General features: G+C 67.8%; 15 protein-coding genes and 1 rRNA gene (1 of these 16 running past the window's edge). 5 read left to right on the top strand and 11 right to left on the bottom strand.

Going from position 1 to position 16,627, the window contains the following annotated elements:
- Positions 1–21 precede the first annotated feature (21 nt).
- The 8 genes from QMX79_RS06045 to pyrE form a co-directional block, all read right to left on the bottom strand.
- Positions 22–741, bottom strand: a complete 720-nt coding sequence (locus QMX79_RS06045; protein WP_282245359.1) for a response regulator transcription factor — start codon at positions 739–741, stop codon at positions 22–24.
- Complete coding sequence (locus QMX79_RS06040; RefSeq protein WP_282245357.1) at positions 722–3,382, bottom strand: sensor histidine kinase KdpD; 2,661 nt, start codon at positions 3,380–3,382, stop codon at positions 722–724. Before QMX79_RS06040 ends, QMX79_RS06045 begins: the two co-directional genes overlap by 20 nt.
- Complete coding sequence (gene kdpC, locus QMX79_RS06035) at positions 3,379–4,035, bottom strand: potassium-transporting ATPase subunit KdpC (protein WP_282245355.1); 657 nt, start codon at positions 4,033–4,035, stop codon at positions 3,379–3,381. Before kdpC ends, QMX79_RS06040 begins: the two co-directional genes overlap by 4 nt.
- Entirely contained in the window at positions 4,032–6,083 is a 2,052-nt protein-coding gene (kdpB, locus tag QMX79_RS06030; RefSeq protein WP_282245353.1) for a potassium-transporting ATPase subunit KdpB, read from the bottom strand. Before kdpB ends, kdpC begins: the two co-directional genes overlap by 4 nt.
- 11 nt (positions 6,084–6,094) lie before the next feature.
- On the bottom strand, positions 6,095–7,807 hold the full coding sequence (gene kdpA / locus QMX79_RS06025) for a potassium-transporting ATPase subunit KdpA (protein WP_282245351.1): 1,713 nt from the start codon (positions 7,805–7,807) through the stop codon (positions 6,095–6,097).
- Positions 7,808–7,819: 12 nt separating this feature from the next.
- Positions 7,820–7,912 (bottom strand): potassium-transporting ATPase subunit F, encoded by a 93-nt coding sequence (locus QMX79_RS06020; protein WP_068848713.1) that lies wholly within the window; start codon positions 7,910–7,912, stop codon positions 7,820–7,822.
- Between the two features lie 144 nt (positions 7,913–8,056).
- On the bottom strand, positions 8,057–8,725 hold the full coding sequence (locus QMX79_RS06015; RefSeq protein ID WP_282245349.1) for a hypothetical protein: 669 nt from the start codon (positions 8,723–8,725) through the stop codon (positions 8,057–8,059).
- Positions 8,726–8,740: 15 nt separating this feature from the next.
- Entirely contained in the window at positions 8,741–9,400 is a 660-nt protein-coding gene (pyrE, locus tag QMX79_RS06010) for an orotate phosphoribosyltransferase (RefSeq protein ID WP_282245348.1), read from the bottom strand.
- A gap of 163 nt (positions 9,401–9,563) precedes the next feature.
- On the opposite strand from pyrE, the gene QMX79_RS06005 reads away from it, so the two are divergent.
- The 3 genes from QMX79_RS06005 to QMX79_RS05995 all read left to right on the top strand — a co-directional run bounded on the left by QMX79_RS06005 (position 9,564) and on the right by QMX79_RS05995 (position 11,977).
- Positions 9,564–10,364, top strand: a complete 801-nt coding sequence (locus tag QMX79_RS06005; RefSeq protein ID WP_282245346.1) for an exodeoxyribonuclease III — start codon at positions 9,564–9,566, stop codon at positions 10,362–10,364.
- Positions 10,361–11,656 carry an MFS transporter gene (locus QMX79_RS06000; protein WP_282245344.1) on the top strand — a complete coding sequence of 432 codons (1,296 nt, stop codon included), beginning with the start codon at positions 10,361–10,363 and terminating at the stop codon, positions 11,654–11,656. Before QMX79_RS06005 ends, QMX79_RS06000 begins: the two co-directional genes overlap by 4 nt.
- A gap of 93 nt (positions 11,657–11,749) precedes the next feature.
- Positions 11,750–11,977, top strand: coding sequence for a hypothetical protein (locus tag QMX79_RS05995; RefSeq protein ID WP_210133103.1), 228 nt, complete (start codon positions 11,750–11,752; stop codon positions 11,975–11,977).
- Between the two features lies 1 nt (position 11,978).
- On the opposite strand, the gene QMX79_RS05990 is transcribed toward QMX79_RS05995, so the two are convergent.
- Both QMX79_RS05990 and QMX79_RS05985 read right to left on the bottom strand, forming a co-directional pair.
- Positions 11,979–13,103 (bottom strand): anhydro-N-acetylmuramic acid kinase, encoded by a 1,125-nt coding sequence (locus QMX79_RS05990; RefSeq protein ID WP_282245341.1) that lies wholly within the window; start codon positions 13,101–13,103, stop codon positions 11,979–11,981.
- A gap of 66 nt (positions 13,104–13,169) precedes the next feature.
- Complete coding sequence (locus tag QMX79_RS05985) at positions 13,170–14,633, bottom strand: peptidoglycan DD-metalloendopeptidase family protein (RefSeq protein ID WP_282245339.1); 1,464 nt, start codon at positions 14,631–14,633, stop codon at positions 13,170–13,172.
- Positions 14,634–14,800: 167 nt separating this feature from the next.
- On the opposite strand from QMX79_RS05985, the gene tyrS reads away from it, so the two are divergent.
- Positions 14,801–16,012 (top strand): tyrosine--tRNA ligase, encoded by a 1,212-nt coding sequence (gene tyrS / locus QMX79_RS05980; RefSeq protein WP_282245337.1) that lies wholly within the window; start codon positions 14,801–14,803, stop codon positions 16,010–16,012.
- Positions 16,013–16,179: 167 nt separating this feature from the next.
- Here the strand turns inward: tyrS and QMX79_RS05975 are convergent, their stop codons facing one another.
- Positions 16,180–16,548, bottom strand: a complete 369-nt coding sequence (locus tag QMX79_RS05975) for a hypothetical protein (protein WP_282245335.1) — start codon at positions 16,546–16,548, stop codon at positions 16,180–16,182.
- Positions 16,549–16,587: 39 nt separating this feature from the next.
- Here QMX79_RS05975 and QMX79_RS05970 point away from each other — a divergent pair.
- A 16S ribosomal RNA gene (locus QMX79_RS05970) occupies positions 16,588–16,627 on the top strand (it continues 1,507 nt past the right edge of the window).

Below are 16,627 nucleotides of genomic sequence, written 5' to 3'. Positions count from 1 at the left end.
TGCCCGACCTGTGGTCGGCCATCACCCTTTGAACCGTAAACCCACGCCGGGTTCGGTGAACAGGTAACGCGAATCCAGCGCGGAATCGCCCAGCTTGTGGCGCAGCTTGCCCACCAGGATGCGCAGGTAGTGGGTGTCGTGCTGGTGGGTGGGGCCCCAGATCTCGGCCAGGATCTGGGGCTGGGTCACCACCCGGCCGGCGTTGCGCAGCAGCAGCGACAGCAACGCATATTCCTTGCGGGTCAGCGCCACCGGCGCGCCGTCCAGGTGCACCTCGCGGCGCACCAGGTCGATATGCAGGTGGCCGTCGTCGTAATGCGGCAGCACCCCATCGGCCGAAACCGTGCGCGTGCGCAGCAGCGCACGCACCCGCGCCATCAGCTCCTGGGTGCCGAACGGCTTGGTCACGTAGTCGTTGGCGCCGTTGTCCAGCGCCAGCACCTTCTCGGTTTCGCTGGCGCGCACCGTGAGCATGATCACCGGCACCTGGCTCCACTGGCGCAGCTCGGCCAGCACCTCGTGGCCTTCCATGTCCGGCAGGCCGATATCCAGGATCACCAGGTCCGCGCCTTCGCCCACCAGCTGCTCCAGCCCGGCCTGCCCGGTGGCAGCCTGCAGCACCCGGTAACCCTGCGCGCGCAGGCTGATGTCGAGGAAGCGGCGGATCTGCGCTTCATCGTCGATCACCAGCACGCGCGCGGGCGGCACGCCATGGGAAGGGTCAGGAATCGTCGGGGTCATCGGCAGGGTGGGGTTGCAGCAGGGGGAGCGTGATGCGGATCAGGGTACCGCGTCCATCGCGGCCCGGCAGCGCCTGCACGGTGCCGCCATGCGCGCCGATCATGCCCTGGCAGATGGTCAGGCCCAGCCCGGTGCCATGCCGGCCGCGGTCGCCGCGTTCCACGCTGTAGAACATGTCGAAGATGCGCGCGCGTTCGTCATCGGGAATGCCGGGGCCAGCGTCGAGCACGTCGATGCGCAGCTCGCCATCCACCAGCCGTGCCTGCACTTCCACCGCCGCGCCGGGCGGGGAGAACTTCGCCGCGTTCTCCATCACGTTGAACACCGCCTGTTCCACCAGCGCCGGGTGCACCCAGATCGGGCCCAGCGTGCTGGGAATATCCAGCTGCAGGCGCACGTCGGGCTGGTAGCGCTGCAGGCGGCGCGCGGCCGAGCCGACCAGCTCGTCCACGCCGATCCAGTCGCGGTTGATCTGCAGCCCCTCGTGGCCCAGCCGGGTCATGTCCAGCAGGTTCTGGATGTAGCGGTCCAGCCGCTCGCCTTCCACCAGAATGGTATCCAGCAGCGCACGGCGGTCGCTGGCGTCCATTGCCTCGGCATAGTTGGACAGGCTGTCGGCCGAGCCGATCATCGCCGCCAGCGGCGAGCGCAGGTCGTGCGAGACCGACGACAGCAGCGCCGAACGCAGCCGCTCGGTCTCGTTGCTCACGTGCGCCTTTTCCAGGTCGGCCACCAGCCGCGTGCGCAGCGCGGCCTGCGCGATGTCATCCACCATCGCTTCGGCCAGCTGGCGCTGTTCCGGGGTCAAGCGCGGCGCGCTGCGCGGGAAGCGCATGCCAGCCACGCCGATGCTGCGCTCGTCGCCATCCAGCAGGGGCAGGAACCACCATTCCGCACCGGCCAGCGTATCGGTGAAGCGGCCGCTGGGCTGGCCGTGGCGATGCGCCCAGTCGGCCGCGGCCAGGTCGGTGTCGCCCGGCGCGGCACTGCCGCTGGTGCTGGTATCGGCGCCGATGCGCAGCCAGGCCGGTGCATCCAGTGCCTGTTCCAGCGCTTCGCGCCCGGCCTGCGCCACTTCCTCGTTGCTGGCCGCGCGGGTCAGCTGCCCGCCCAGCACCTGGCGCGCGTTGGCGTGCCGGTTGGCCGCGCGCAGCGCTACCACCTGCATGCGCAGGCGCGAAGCCAGCCGCCCGGCCACCAGTGCCGCCACCAGGAACAGGAACACGGTGATCACGCCCTGCCGCGCGCTGATCGCGAAGGTGAAGCGCGGGGCGATGAAGAAGAAGTTGTAGGCGAGGAAACACAGCGCCGCGGCCATCACCGCCGCGCTGGTGCGGCTGCGCGCAGCCACCACCACCACCGCTACGATGAACACCATCGACAGGTCGTACAGCCCCACCCAGCGTTCGGCCACCAGCGCCACCAGGCAGGCCAGCGCGGTGGCCACCAGCGCCAGCACGGTGTCGCGGCCGGTGCTCAGTGTGGGCATCGACAGCCCATGGCGGCGCGCACGCGCGCGCGCCTGCGGGGTGCCGATGATGGTAATTTCAAAGTGCGCGCCGCGCTGGATCAGCTGCTGGGTCAGCGTGCGGTTGAGCATGCGCGCGAACGGGCGCTCGCGGGTGCGGCCCAGCACCAGGGTGGACACGCTGTTGTGCGCGGCGTGGTCGAGCAGGGCATCGGCAATGCTGGGCCCATGCAGCAGCTCGGCCTCGCCGCCCAGCCGCCGCGCCAGCGCGAAGGCCGCGTCGATCTCGCGGCGGGTGCTGTCGTCTTCGCGGCGGCGCTGCACGGTCACCACCGTCCACGGCGCATCGCGGCGCTCGGCAATGCGCCGGCCCACGCGCACCAGGTACTCGCTCTGGCCGCCGCCGTCGATCGCCACCAGCACCCGCCGGCGCAGCGGCAGGTTGCCTTCGCCGCGCGCTGCGCGGGTTTCGCGCAGGCTGTTGTCGACCCGGTCGGCCGCTTCCTGCATGGCCAGCTCGCGCAGCGCGGTCAGGTTGGCGGGCGAGAAGAATGCCTGCAGCGCCTGCGCGGCCTGCTCGGGCACGTACACCTTGCCCTGCTGCAGCCGTTCGATCAGTTCGCGCGGCGGCAGGTCCACCAGCACGATGTCGTGCAGGCGGTCCAGCACCGCATCGGGCACGGTCTCGCTGACCCGCACCCCGGTGATGCGCATCACCACATCGTTGAGGCTTTCCAGGTGCTGGATGTTGAGGGTGGTCCAGACATCGATACCGGCGTCCAGCAGCTCCACCACATCCTGCCAGCGCCGCTCGTGGCGGCTGCCCGGCACGTTGCGGTGGGCCAGCTCATCCACCAGCACCAGTGCCGGGCGGCGCGCCAGCACCGCATCCAGGTCCATTTCCTGCAGCGCATGCTGCTGGTACTCGCGCTGCAGCAGCGGCACCTGCGGCAGGCCGTCCAGCAGCGCCGACGTCTCGGCGCGGCCGTGCGTTTCCACCAGCCCCACCACCACGTCCACGCCCCGCCGCAGCTGCTCCTGCGCGCGGCCGAGCATGCTGTAGGTCTTGCCCACGCCGGGGGCGGCGCCCAGGAACACGGTGAGCTTGCCGCCGGCCTCGCGCTGCAGGCTTTCCACCAGTGCGTCGGCCTGTCGGGTGCGGGAGTCGGTCATGGGGAGGGATTGTGCACCGGTCGGCTGTCATCCAGTGCCATGTTCAACGTCATCACGTTCACCCGGGGCTGGCCGAACACGCCCCACTGTGGGCCCTGCGTATGCGCCTGCACCAGCGCCTGCACCTGTTCCACGCTGAGGCCGCGATTGCCCGCCACGCGCTTCACCTGCACCGCAGCGGCGGCCGGCGACAGCTCCGGGTCCATGCCCGCGCCGGACTGGGTGACCAGGTCCCCCGGTACATCGGCCACGGCAATGCCTTCGCGCACCGCCACCGCATGGGTGGCCTCGCTTACGCGTTCCTGCAGGGCCGGGTTGCTGCGCGCCAGGTTGCTGCCGGCCGCGGCCATCGGGTCGTAGCTGGCCGCCGAGGGGCGCGCTTGGAAGTAGCCATCGCCCACGAACGGCTGCGCCACCAGCTGCGAGCCGCGCACCTGGCCGTGCTGCACCAGCAGGCTGCCCTGGGCCTGGGCCGGAAAGAGCGCGCCGCTGATTCCGGTGGCGGCCACCGCATAGGCCAGGCCCAGTACCAGCAGGCTGGCCACGCCCAGCCCGATCGCCGGGCGCAGCGCGCCCTGCTGTTGCAGGGAAACAGAGAGGGCGGCACGCGCACGCGCCGGACTGGACAACGAAGCAGCAGCAGAGCGGTTCATGCGCCAAATACCGAGAAGAGGAGGAGGTCGATCAGCTTGATGGCGGCGAACGGCAGCAGCACGCCGCCCAGCCCGTACACCAGCATGTTCCGGCGCAGCAGCGCGGTGGCCGTGGCCGGGCGGAAGCGCACGCCGCGCAGCGCCAGTGGAATCAGCGCCGGAATCACCAGCGCATTGAAGATCAGCGCCGCCAGCACCGCGTTGCGCGGGCTGGACAGGTGCATCACGTTCAACGTGGCCATGGCCGGCAGGGTGGCGGCAAACAGCGCCGGCAGGATCGCGAAGTACTTGGAGACGTCGTTGGCCAGCGAGAACGTGGTCAGCGCGCCGCGCGTGATCAGCTGCTGCTTGCCCACCTCCACCACCGCCAGCAGCTTGGTCGGGTCCGAATCCAGGTCCACCATGTTGCCGGCTTCCTTGGCCGCCTGCGTGCCCGAGTTCATCGCCAGGCCGATGTCGGCCTGGGCCAGCGCGGGTGCATCGTTGGTGCCATCGCCCACCATCGCCACCAGCCGCCCACCGGCCTGTTCGGCGCGGATGCGGGCCAGCTTGTCTTCCGGGCGCGCTTCGGCGATGTAGTCATCCACGCCGGCCTCGGCCGCAATCGCCGCGGCGGTGAGTGGGTTGTCACCGGTGATCATCACCGTGCGGATGCCCATCGCGCGCAACTGCGCGAACTTCTCGCGCATGCCGTGCTTGACCACGTCACTCAGCTCGATCACGCCCAGCACGTGGCGGCCTTCGCACACCACCAGCGGAGTGGCGCCGTTGCGCGCCACCTGTTCCACCCGCCCGGCCAGCTCGGCCGGCACGGTGCCGCCCAGCTCGCGCACATAGGCCGTGATCGCATCGGCCGCGCCCTTGCGGATGCGCCGGCCGCCGTCCAGGTCCACGCCGGACATGCGGGTCTGCGCGCTGAAGGCCAAGTACTCCGCTTTGTCGGGCTCGCTGGTGGTGCAGCCTTGTTCGCGGGCCAGCCGCACCACCGACTTGCCTTCCGGGGTCGGGTCGGCCAGCGACGACAGCAGCGCCGCTTCGCGCAGCTGCGAGGCTTCAATGCCCGCCAATGCATGGAAGTGGGTCGCCTGGCGGTCGCCGTGGGTGATGGTGCCGGTCTTGTCCAGCAGCAGCACGTCCACGTCGCCGGCCACTTCCACCGCCTTGCCCGATTTGGCCAGGATGTTGGCGGCCAGCGCACGGTTCATGCCGGCAATGCCGATGGCCGGCAGCAACCCGCCGATGGTGGTTGGAATCAGGCACACCAGCAGCGCGATCAGCAGCAGCGGGTCCACCTTCACGCCAACGAAGGCACCAATGGCCGGCAGCGTCGCCACCACCACCAGGAAGGTCAGCGTCATCGCCGCCAGCAGCAGGGTCAGCGCCACTTCGTTCGGGGTCTTCTGCCGGTTGGCGCCTTCCACCAGCGCGATCATCCGGTCCAGGAAGCTGTGGCCCGGCTCGGCGGTGATCTTCACGATGATCTGGTCCGACAGCACCTTGGTGCCGCCGATCACGCCGCTGCGGTCGGTACCGGCCTCACGCAGCACCGGTGCCGATTCACCGGTCACCGCCGCTTCGTTGATGGTCGCCAGGCCCTGCACGATCTCGCCATCGGCCGGCACCAGTTCGCCGGCACTGACGATCACATGGTCGCCCGGGCGCAGCTCGGCCGCAGGCACCTGGGTTTCGCTGGCCCCGGCATGGGCGGCGGCCAGCCGGCGCGCGCTCAGGTCCTGGCGGGCACGCCGCAGCGAGGCGGCCTGGCCACGGCCGCGCGCTTCGGCCACCGCTTCGGCGAAGTTGCCGAACAGCACGGTCAACAACAGGATCGCGGTCACCGTCAGGCCGAAGCCCAGCGGTGCGTTGCCGGTGAGCGTGACCAGCAGGCTCACCAGCGTGCCTACCATCACCACCGCCATCACCGGGCTGTGCACCAGGTGGCGCGGCGACAGTTTGATCACCGCATCGCGCAATGCCCGGCGCAGGCCCGCTGCATCGAGCAGGCGCGGGCGGCGGGAAGGAGCTGCATTCAAGGGATAGGTACTCATGGTTTCACGTCTCAGCGCAGCGTCAGCGACAGGTGGTCGGCAACCGGGCCCAGCACCAGCGCCGGCATGAACTGCAATACGGTCAGGATGACGATCAGCGCGATCAGGGTCAGCGCGAAGGTCGGGGTTTCAATCTGCAGCGTGCCGGCCGATTCCGGCGCACGCCGCTTGGCGGCCAGCTGCGCGCAGACGATCAGCGGAATCACCAGCACCGGGTAGCGGCCCAGCAGCAGCACCAGGGTGCAGCTCAGGTTCCACCACGGGGTGGCATCGCCCAGCCCTTCAAAGCCCGAGCCGTTGTTGGCGAAGGCCGATACGTACTCGTAGAACACCTGGCTCACCCCATGGAACGCGGGGTTGGAGGTGCCGGTGATCGACGGAATGGCCAGCGTGATCGCGGTGAACGCCAGGATGGTGATCGGCTGCAGCAACACCAGCAGCGCCAGCAGCTTCACCTGCGGGGTTTCCAGCTTGCGGCCCAGCAGCTCGGGGGTACGCCCGGTCATCAGCCCGGCCAGGAACACGCCCAGCAGCAGGTACACGATGAACTGCTGCAGGCCGCAACCGATGCCGCCCCAGATCGCGTTGATCAACATGTTGACCATCGGCACCGCACCGGCCAGCGGGCTCAGCGAATCATGCATGCCGTTGACCGAGCCGTTGGAGACCTGGGTGGTGATCGCCGCCCACAGCCCGGTGCCGTCCGCGCCGAAGCGCACTTCCTTGCCTTCCATCAGCAGCGGGCTGGCCGCCGTGGCCGAATGGCCTTCGAGCCACACCGTGGCCGCGATCGACACGCTCGACATCGCCAGCATGCAGCCAAACACCAGCGCAGCCAGCCGCTTGCGCCCGGTAAAAGCGCCCAGCATGAACACCACCGCGATCGGGATCAGCAGGATGCCGATCAGCTCCAGCGCGTTCGACACCGGGGTCGGGTTCTCCAGCGGCATGCTGCTGTTGGGGCCGTACCAGCCACCGCCATTGGTGCCCAGCTGCTTGGCCGCCACCATCGCCGCGACCGGGCCCAGCGGTAGTTTCTGGGTTTCCATGCCCGCGGCCGCATCGATCGGCGTGGCGGTCGGGCCGCCGGCCAGCGTCGAAGGCACGCCCTGGCTGGTCAGCAGCACCGCCCACAGCAGGCACAGTGGCAGCATGAAGCGCACGCATGAGCGCACCACGTCGGCGTAGTAGTTGCCCACGTCGATCTGGCGATCGGCCGGCAGGTCACCCGCCACCGCATCCGCGGCCGGGGCGGCGCCGAACAGTGCACGCAGCGTGGCCACCACCAGCGCCAGCCCCATCATCGGGGTGACCACCTGCAGGCCGGTGATTGCGGTCATCTGCGCGAAGTACGACAGCTGCGCCTGGCCGGAATAGTGCTGCTGGTTGGTGTTGGTCAGGAACGACACCATCGTGTGCAGCGCCGTATCCCAGCGCATGTTGGGAATCTGGTCGGGGTTGAACGGCAGCCAGGCCTGGGTCATGAACACCGCCTGCACCAGCACGGCAATGACCAGGTTGCTGAGCAGGAACGCGCCCACGTAGCCGCGCCAGGACATCCCGCGCGCCGGGTTCACCCCCAGTACGCGGTACAGCGGTTTTTCAATCCAGCCAAACAGCGCGTCGCCGCGCATCGGCCCACCGCGCATCACCCGGGCCAGGTACAGCCCAAGCGGAAAGGCCAGCACGATGCTGGCCAGCAGGATCAACAGAATCTCGGTCATGGTCGGCTCCGGTCAGAACTTTTCGGGCGCAAGCACGACGTACAGCAGGTAGGCGGCGGCAACGAGCACCAGCACGCCGCTCACGAAGGAAAGCCAGGCAGGCACGGGGCGTTCTCAGTAGTAGGGAAGGGAGGCCGCCATCGTGTTCCCCACGGGCGTAAAGGCTCCACGCCCGCCCCGTGCCCCACCCGTAAAAAGTGCATAAAAAAAGGCGGATGCCTGCGCATCCGCCTTTTCGCTGTTTTCACCTCACCCGCGCGGGTCGGTGCTCACACCCTTCAACAACCGGTACCGCTGCAGGGTCTCCTCGATCTCCACGTCCAGCGCCTTGCGCTGCTCCACATAGGAGGCCTGCATCCGCTTCTGCGCCACCAGTTCGGCGTGGCGCAGGCGGATGTCCTCGGCCTGCTTGGGCACCACCGGCTGGCCGGCCAGCTCGCGGTCGCCCGCGCTGCCCAGCAGGGTCACCAGTGCGCTGCGCAGGCTGGCCACGTTGTAGTTGGCGGTCTGCACGTTGTTGTCCAGGATCCCGGTGCGCTCCACGAACACCCGGCGCAGGTCGGCCTCGTCCTGGTAGGTGGACAGCATCGCCTGCTCGGTGCGCTTGCGGGTGTCCTCGGCGGCCTGGTCCAGCTGGCGCTGCGCGGCGGCCACGGCGGCATCGGCGCGCTCTTCCTCGGTCAGGGTGCGTTCCACGCCGCCCTTGCGCAGGCCGCTGTTGACGCTGAACTCCTCACGCGCGTTGTTCACCGCGTCCTGGGGCAGGGCATCGCTGCAGATCCGCTCCGTGCCCTCGTTCCAGCAGAACAGCTTCTTCGGTTTGGCCGGCGTGCTGCTGCGCTTGCTCTGGGCCTGGGCCGGGAGCATGGGCGCGGCCAGCAACAGGCCGATGATGGTGAACGTGGCAATCCTGGACATGGGAGCCCCCTGCTCTCAACGCGTAGGACGGCTGCCGTAACGGGACCGATAGTCCTCCAGCGGCTGCCGGTACCCGACAAGTTCCGGATTTCCGGAGGCAAAATCAAGCAGGTCGGCCAGCGTGGCCACGGCCACCACCGGAATGCCGGCCTCTTCGGCCACGGCCTGGGCGGCCGAACGGTGGTCTTCTTCCGAGGCGATTTCCTGGCGGTCCAGCGCCACCACGATGCCAGCCGGGGTACCGCCGGCCTGCTTGATGATGCCCAGCGCCTCGCGGATGGCGGTGCCGGCGGTGATCACATCGTCCACGATCAGCACGCGCTTGCCATTCATGTCCGCGCCGATCAGGTTGCCGCCTTCACCATGGGTCTTGGCTTCCTTGCGGTTGAAGCTCAACGGCAGGTCGCGGCCGCGCTGGGCGAACTCGCAGGCGGTGGCGGTGGCCAGCGGAATGCCCTTGTAGGCCGGGCCGAACACCACGTCGAACTTCAGCCCGGTGGCTTCCACCGCATCGGCGTAGCAGGCGGCCAGCTGGACCATGCTGGCGCCCGAATCGAAGCGGCCGGCATTGAAGAAATAGGGGCTCAGGCGGCCCGACTTGAGGGTGAACTGGCCAAAACGCAGGGCATCGGCGGTCAGGGCCAGCTGCAGGAAACGGTGACGGTGGTCGCTCATCTAACGCTCTATACAATTCTCTTGGAGCGCAGATCCTAAAGCATGACCGGCAATTCAGGCTCGCGACCGGCCGCCGCAGGCCCCTGCAATGGCCGGATCCGGCCAGCCGATGGGGCGGGCAACCCGGTATGCTTTGGCCGTTACGTACCAGACCCGGGTCAGCATGCGCATCATCAGTTTCAACGCCAATGGCATCCGTTCCGCCGCCACCAAGGGTTTCCTCGAGTGGTTCCGTGCCCAGGATGCCGACGTGCTCTGCATCCAGGAGACCAAGGCCCAGGAAGACCAGCTGACCGATCCCATGTTCCGCCCGGACGGCCACCACTGCTTCTACCGTGACGCGATCACCAAGAAGGGCTACAGCGGCGTGGCCATCTACAGCAAGCGCGAGCCCGACCAGGTCATCACCTCGCTGGGCTGGGCCCCGTTCGACGACGAAGGCCGCTACATCGAAGCCCGCTACGGCAACCTCAGCGTGGTCTCCTTCTATATCCCGTCCGGCAGCTCGGGCGACCTGCGCCAGGGCTTCAAGTACGAAGTGATGGAGTGGCTGCGCCCGATCCTGGCCCAGTGGCTGGCCAGCGGCCGCGACTACGTGCTGTGCGGGGACTGGAACATCGTCCGCTCCGCGCTGGACATCAAGAACTGGAAATCCAACCAGAAGAACTCCGGCTGCCTGCCGCCCGAGCGCGACTGGCTCAACGGCCAGTGCGTGGATGCCGGCCAGGCGCTGGACGTGGCCGGCGGCCAGGGCTGGACCGACGCCTACCGCCTGCTGCACCCCACCGGCGAGGATTACACCTGGTGGAGCAACCGCGGCGCGGCCCGTGCCAACAACGTCGGCTGGCGCATCGATTACCAGTTCGTCAGCCCCGGCCTGCGCGAGCGCCTGCGCGGCTGCTCGATCTACCGCGATGAGCGCTTCTCCGACCATGCTCCGTTCACGGTGGACTACGCCCCATGAGTGAAGCGGCAGCGCCGGTGAGCTACAAGGGCTGGGCCGGGATCAAGCGTGCGTTCGGCACGCCGTCGGCGCTTACCATGGCCTTCCTGGGCTTTGGCAGCGGCCTGCCGTTCCTGCTGATCGCCTCGCAGACGCTGTCCACGCGCCTGCGCGACGTCGGGCTGGACCTGCACAGCATCGGCCTGATCAGCCTGGCCAGCTTCTTCTACCTGCTCAAGTTCCTCTGGGCGCCGCTGATCGACCGCTATGCCTTCCCGCTGATCGGCGTCCTCGGCCGCCGTCGTTCCTGGCTGCTGGTGTCCCAGTTGGGCGTTACCGGCGGCCTGTTCGCGCTGGCCTTCGTGCGACCCGAGCTGGGCGTCACCCCCCTGGTGCTGTGGGTGCTGGTGGCGTCCTTCGCCGGCGCCACCCAGGATTCGGTGGTGGATGCCTACCGGATCGAGATCGCGCCGGAAAGCGCCCAGGCCGCGCTGGCCGCCACCTACACGCTCGGTTACCGCATCGGCCTGATCCTGGCCGGCGCCGGTGCGCTGTACCTGGCCCAGTTCGAAGGGTGGATCGTGGCCTACCTGGCCATGGCATCGCTGATGCTGCTGCCGATCATCACCACCCTGGTGTGCCGCGAACCGGCCCAGCCGGAAGTGCGGATCCAGCGCCGGATCGATTTCTTCGGCGCGTTCTGGCAGCCGATTGCCAGCTTCTTCAGCACCAATGGCGTGGTCCTGGCGGTGGTACTGCTGGCGTTCGTGGGGCTGTTCAAGTTCCCCGACCAGGTGATCGGCGTGATGGCCGGTCCGTTCTACCTGGATTCGGGCTTCACCAAGGCCGACATCGCCACCGTGTCCAAGCTGTTCGGGGTGTGGATGGGCATCGGTGGCGCCTTCCTCGGCGGCATCGCCGTGGCGGCGTTCGGCTTCCGCCGCATGCTGCTGGTGGCCGCGCTCGGCGTGGCGCTGTCCAACCTGGCGTTCCTGCTGATGGCGCAGAATCCCGGCCAGCTCTGGGCGTTCTATGCAGCGCTGTGTGCCGACAACCTGTTCCAAGGCTTTGCCGGCACCGTGCTGGTGGCATTCATGTCCTCGCTGACCGACCGCAACTTCACCGCCACCCAGTACGCCCTGCTGGTATCGCTGGCCAACCTGCCCGGGAAATTCGTCGGTGGCGCCTCGGGGTACATCGTCGAGGCCACCTCCTACAGCACCTTCTTCATCCTGAGCTCGGCCACGGTCATCCCGACCCTGCTGCTCCTGGTCTGGCTGTGGCCCCGCATCCGCGACCGCAGCGCTGCCTGACCGAACAGGCGCGCGGTTGCCGCGCGGCGTACAGTGGGCCATCATCGAACCCGTTGTGCCGTGGGGGCGGTGCGTTGCCAACAGGGGAGACACATGGCTGATCTGGTGCTGCGCGATCTCGATCCGCTGCTGAACGAGCGCATCCGCCGGGTGGCCGTCGCCCGCGGCTGGACCCGCGAACACACCTGTGTGGTCCTGCTCGAGCAGGGCCTGTTCGCCAGCGAACTGGAAGTCCGCAGCGGCTTCCACGACCCGGAAGTGAACGCCCTGGCCGAAGCCATCGCCGCCCTCCAGGCCCTCCCGGACGTCAAATCCTTCTAGGTCACGCCAGGTGGATCGCCCCTAATATCCGCGGCCCTTTCGCCCCGGTCACACTCGGCAGATTCCCCGGCAACCCGTCCAGCGTCCGCTGCGCCAGCCACGCAAACCCCATCGCCTCCAGATAGTCCGGGTCAAGCCCGTGCACCGCACTGGATTCGATCACCACCCCGGGCAAGCGCGCGCTGAGCCGCCGCAGCAACTGCGCATTGCGCACCCCGCCGCCACACACCAGCACCCGCTTGGCCGCCGGCAGATGGGCCAGCAGCGCATCGGCCACCGTCACCGCCGTCAGCTCCAGCAGCGTCGCCTGCACATCGGCTGCCGCGCGCTGGTGGTCGCCCAGCGCCGCCTCGGCCCACTCCAGGTGGAACTGCTCGCGCCCGGTGCTCTTCGGCGGCGGCAGCGCGAACCACGGTTCGGCCCGCCAGCGCTCCAGCAGCTCCTCATCCACCTGCCCGCTGGCCGCAAACGCGCCATCGGCATCGAAGGGCGTGCCGGTATGCCGCTCGCACCACGCATCCATCAGCGCATTGGCCGGTCCGGTATCGAAGCCGCGCGGGGTACCCCCGCGCGGAATCAGGGTCAGGTTGGCGATCCCGCCCAGGTTCAATACCGCCCGGTCCTCATCGGCCGTGCCCAGCATTGCCAGGTGGAAGGCCGGCATCAGCGGCGCCCCGTGCCCACCGGCGGCCACGTCGCGGCGGCGGAAGTCGGCCACCGTGGTGATGCCGGTCAGCTCGGCAATGCGGTTGGCATCGCCCAATTGGCAGGTGAACGCCGGATCGGCCAGCGGCCGGTGCCGCACCGTCTGCCCGTGCGAACCGATCGCCCGCACCTGTGCCGGGCTCACCCCGGCCTGTTGCAGCAAGCGGTTGGCGGCGGCCGCGAAGGTAATGCCGATCTGCGCATCGATCCGGCCCAGCGTATCCAGTGAGCCCAGCTCGCCGCCTTCGCCCAGCGCCACCAGCTCGGCGCGGATGGCTGGGTCCCACGGGTGGGTGAGCCCTTCGACAAAGCGGCATCCGCCCTCGGCGGGAAACTGCACCAGCGCGGCATCGATGCCATCGGCGCTGGTGCCGGACATCAGGCCCAGGTAGAGCGGGGTATGCGGATCAGCTGAAGTCATGGCCAGGCGGTTCAACAGGGTGCGTGCAGCTTCAGCGCAACCTGTTGCCGCCGTCAATGCATGCGATCAGCCGCGGCTGCCCTTGGCCGGCTTGGCCGCGCTGGCCGTGGTGGTGGCAGCCTGGTCGGCCTTCGGCGCCGGGCTGGCGTCCGCGTAGATCAGCTTCTCCATGCCCTGGATGCGGGCCAGCGCCGGCGCGGTCTGCGCGCGGAAGGCGACCAGCTCGCTGCCCTGCAGCGGCTCCGGCGGCGGCATCGTCACCGACAGCGGGTTGCGGTGCACGCCGTTGACGCGGAATTCGTAGTGCAGGTGCGGGCCGGTGGCCAACCCGGTCGAGCCCACGTAGCCGATCACCGTGCCCTGCGCCACGCGCTGGCCGGTCTTGATCTTGCCGAAGCGCGACATGTGCCCGTACAGGGTGGTGTGGCCACGGCCGTGGTCCAGGATCACCACGTTGCCGTAGCCGCGCTGCACGCCGGCGAACTGCACGCGGGCATCGCCGGCGGCCATGATCGGGGTGCCGGTGCGCGCGGCGTAGTCCACGCCCTTGTGCATGCGCATCTTGCCCAGCACCGGGTGCTTGCGCGCGCCGAAGGTGGAGCTCAGGCGGGCGAAGGGAATCGGCATGCGGATGAAGCTCTTCTTCAGCGGGCGGCCGCTCACGTCGAAGTACTCGGACTTGCCGTTGCGGTCGAAGCGGAAGCCGCTGTAGGTCTTGCCGCCGGAGGTGAAGGTCGCCGCCAGGATCTTGCTGGTGTCCACCTTCTCGCCTTCGCGCCAGGTTTCATCCATCACCACGCTGAAGCGGTCGCCCGGCTGCAGGTCCTTGGAGAAGTCGATGTCGTACTTGAAGATCTCGTCGGTCATCGTCGCGATGGCCGACGGCGACAGCCCGGCCTTGCGCGCCGCCGCGTACAGCGAACTGGTGATCTCGCCGCTGGTCACCACCCGGCGGGTGGAGCTCTCACGCTTGCTGACCTTCTCGGTGATCTGCTCGCCCTTCAGCGACAGCTCCACCCGGTTGTCGGCATCGCGATCGAAGCGGATCGTGCGCAGCTCCCCGCTCAGCGGCAGGTCGAAGGCGATCTCCGCGCCGGGGCGCAGCTTGGTCAGCGCCTCGCGCGCACCGGGGTGCTCCAGCACCTGGTGCATCACCGTGGGCGAAATGCCGGCCTCGTCGAACAGGTTGCTCAGGGTCTGGCCACGCTGCACGCGCAGTACCTGCCAGCTGTCGCCCGGCACCTGCTGCAGGCGCTCCTGGGAGAGCGGCGGCAAGGGCAGGGCCAGCGTGGAATGGCTGACCGAGTAGGGCGACTCGATGGTGTGCGAGAAGCCGGGGACAATGGTGGCTACCAGCGCGCCGATGGTGGCGAACAGGCTGGCGTGCATCCAGTGGCGGCGGGTCCAGCGCTCGTTGAAGGCAGCGGGAAGATGCTGTCGAAGCTTCCGATGCAGGGCGGTGTCGTGGAGAACGTGAAGGCGTTCCTTGAAGCGCTGCTTGCGCGCGCGGCCTTGATCGGTATTCAGCATCGTCGGTGTGTTCCTGGCTGACCCGGGAGCGCGGGCCCAAACGTCGGTAACATAGACAGGTATAAATATCGCGTCAAACCCTTGTGCCTATTGGCTTTTGTGAAGCGCTTGCGGTTAACTTGTACTTAACGTCATTCATGTAAATAAGGCATCGCCGGGAGTTGCACGTGTCCTCGATTGAACAAGCCCTTGCCCAGATCGGCCGTGGCGCCGATGAAATCCTCAAGATCGAGGAGCTGCGCCAGCGGCTGGAAAGCGGCCGCCCGCTGCGGGTCAAGGCCGGTTTCGACCCCACCGCCCCGGACCTGCACCTGGGCCATACCGTCCTGTTGAACAAGCTGCGCCAGTTCCAGGACCTCGGCCACCAGGTCATCTTCCTGATCGGCGACTTCACCGGTATGATCGGCGACCCCTCCGGCAAGAACGTCACCCGCAAGCCGCTCAGCAAGGACGACGTGCTGGCCAATGCGCGCACCTATGAAGAGCAGGTGTTCAAGGTGCTGGACCGCGAAAAGACCGAAGTGCGCTTCAATTCGGAGTGGTTCGGCAAGATGGGCGCGGCCGACATGATCCGCCTGGCCGGCCAGCACACCGTGGCGCGCATGCTCGAGCGCGATGACTTCGCCAAGCGCTATGCCGCCCAGCAGTCCATCGCCCTGCACGAGTTCCTGTACCCGCTGGTGCAGGGCTACGACTCGGTCGCCCTGGAAGCGGACGTCGAACTGGGCGGTACCGACCAGAAGTTCAACCTGCTCATGGGCCGTGGCCTGCAGGAGCATTACGGGCAGAAGCCGCAGATCGTGCTGACCATGCCGCTGCTGGAAGGCCTGGACGGCGTGGCCAAGATGTCCAAGTCGCTCAACAACTACATCGGCATCAGCGAGCCGGCGATCGACATGGTCACCAAGACCATGAAGATCGGCGATGACCTGATGTGGCGCTGGATCGAGCTGCTCTCCTTCGAGATCAGCCAGGCCGAAGCGGTCAGCCTGCGCGAGCAGGTCGCCTCGGGCGGCTTGAATCCGCGTGAGGTGAAGCTGCGCCTGGCGCGCGAGCTGACTACCCGCTTCCACGATGCCGACGCGGCCGAACTGGCCATTGCCGGCTGGAACGCCGCCGTGACCGGGCAGGGCGATGTGACCCTGCTGCCGCTGCAGGAAGTGGCTATTCCTGCTGATGGCCTGCGCATTGGTGCATTGCTTACTGCTGCGGGCCTGACCCCGAGCAACTCGGAGGCCTCGCGCAAGCTCAAGGAGCGTGCGGTGAAGGTGGACGGCGAGGTGGTGGACGATGCCCAGCAGCTGTTCGTGCCCGGTTTCGAGGGCCTGCTGCAGGTCGGCAAGCGCAACTTCGCACGCGTGCTGTTGGTCGCCGCCTAAGCGCCACAAGGGTTTCGCGCCTTCGGGCGCGGAGCCAGCATGAATGAATGCACAAAACCGTGAAAAAAAGTCATGCACCCCCTTCACAAACGAGGCGGTTGGGGACATACTTTCCCTCCCCCGACGCAGGGGCCACCGCAAGGCGGCAACCGCGAAGGAACAGGACTTCAACTTCTTCGAAAGAAGGTGTTGACGGAAACGAAAAGCCTGACATAATAGGCGGCTCGCTTCGACGAAAAGACCTCCGGGTCGCACGACGAAGCAGCATCGGCAACAACGTCCACTTCGGTGAGACGGCCCTCGAAAAAGGGTGTTGACGAAGCGGAAAAGCCGGCTATAATGGGCGGCTCGCAACGACGGAAACGTCGGGGCACACGGAGGAAGGCGCTGAGGCCGACTCCCAAGTTCTTTGACAGTATGCGCAGGTATCTTGTGAAGGCGCCTGCAGGAAGGATGATTGTCCATCTTGCAGACGTTTGATCAAGCAACATATCAATTGTTTTAAAGCAAGCGAAACGTTGCCAGCGGTCAAGCATCTGCAGCTTTAAATTTTTAGTCCTCGGACTATGCGTTTTTAAGTGAAGAGTTTGATCCTGGCTCAGAGTGAACGCTGGC

The organism is Stenotrophomonas sp. PS02300 (genome assembly GCF_029959395.1).
Taxonomy (GTDB): domain Bacteria; phylum Pseudomonadota; class Gammaproteobacteria; order Xanthomonadales; family Xanthomonadaceae; genus Stenotrophomonas; species Stenotrophomonas maltophilia_AD.
The sequence above is the reverse complement of the archived record's forward strand: the minus strand, read 5'-3'. Positions and strand labels throughout refer to the sequence as shown.

What these genes read in the sequence shown, in the direction of transcription:
- kdpC (WP_282245355.1), bottom strand. Translation starts at nt 4,035, where the DNA reads ATGAACCGCTCTGCTGCTGCTTCGTTGTCCAGTCCGGCGCGTGCGCGT.
- QMX79_RS06015 (WP_282245349.1), bottom strand. Translation starts at nt 8,725, where the DNA reads ATGTCCAGGATTGCCACGTTCACCATCATCGGCCTGTTGCTGGCCGCG.
- QMX79_RS05975 (WP_282245335.1), bottom strand. Translation starts at nt 16,548, where the DNA reads ATGCTTGACCGCTGGCAACGTTTCGCTTGCTTTAAAACAATTGATATG.
- QMX79_RS06040 (WP_282245357.1), bottom strand. Translation starts at nt 3,382, where the DNA reads ATGACCGACTCCCGCACCCGACAGGCCGACGCACTGGTGGAAAGCCTG.
- pyrE (WP_282245348.1), bottom strand. Translation starts at nt 9,400, where the DNA reads ATGAGCGACCACCGTCACCGTTTCCTGCAGCTGGCCCTGACCGCCGAT.
- QMX79_RS05990 (WP_282245341.1), bottom strand. Translation starts at nt 13,103, where the DNA reads ATGACTTCAGCTGATCCGCATACCCCGCTCTACCTGGGCCTGATGTCC.
- QMX79_RS06000 (WP_282245344.1), top strand. Translation starts at nt 10,361, where the DNA reads ATGAGTGAAGCGGCAGCGCCGGTGAGCTACAAGGGCTGGGCCGGGATC.
- QMX79_RS05985 (WP_282245339.1), bottom strand. Translation starts at nt 14,633, where the DNA reads ATGCTGAATACCGATCAAGGCCGCGCGCGCAAGCAGCGCTTCAAGGAA.
- QMX79_RS05995 (WP_210133103.1), top strand. Translation starts at nt 11,750, where the DNA reads ATGGCTGATCTGGTGCTGCGCGATCTCGATCCGCTGCTGAACGAGCGC.
- QMX79_RS06005 (WP_282245346.1), top strand. Translation starts at nt 9,564, where the DNA reads ATGCGCATCATCAGTTTCAACGCCAATGGCATCCGTTCCGCCGCCACC.
- kdpB (WP_282245353.1), bottom strand. Translation starts at nt 6,083, where the DNA reads ATGAGTACCTATCCCTTGAATGCAGCTCCTTCCCGCCGCCCGCGCCTG.
- QMX79_RS06045 (WP_282245359.1), bottom strand. Translation starts at nt 741, where the DNA reads ATGACCCCGACGATTCCTGACCCTTCCCATGGCGTGCCGCCCGCGCGC.
- kdpA (WP_282245351.1), bottom strand. Translation starts at nt 7,807, where the DNA reads ATGACCGAGATTCTGTTGATCCTGCTGGCCAGCATCGTGCTGGCCTTT.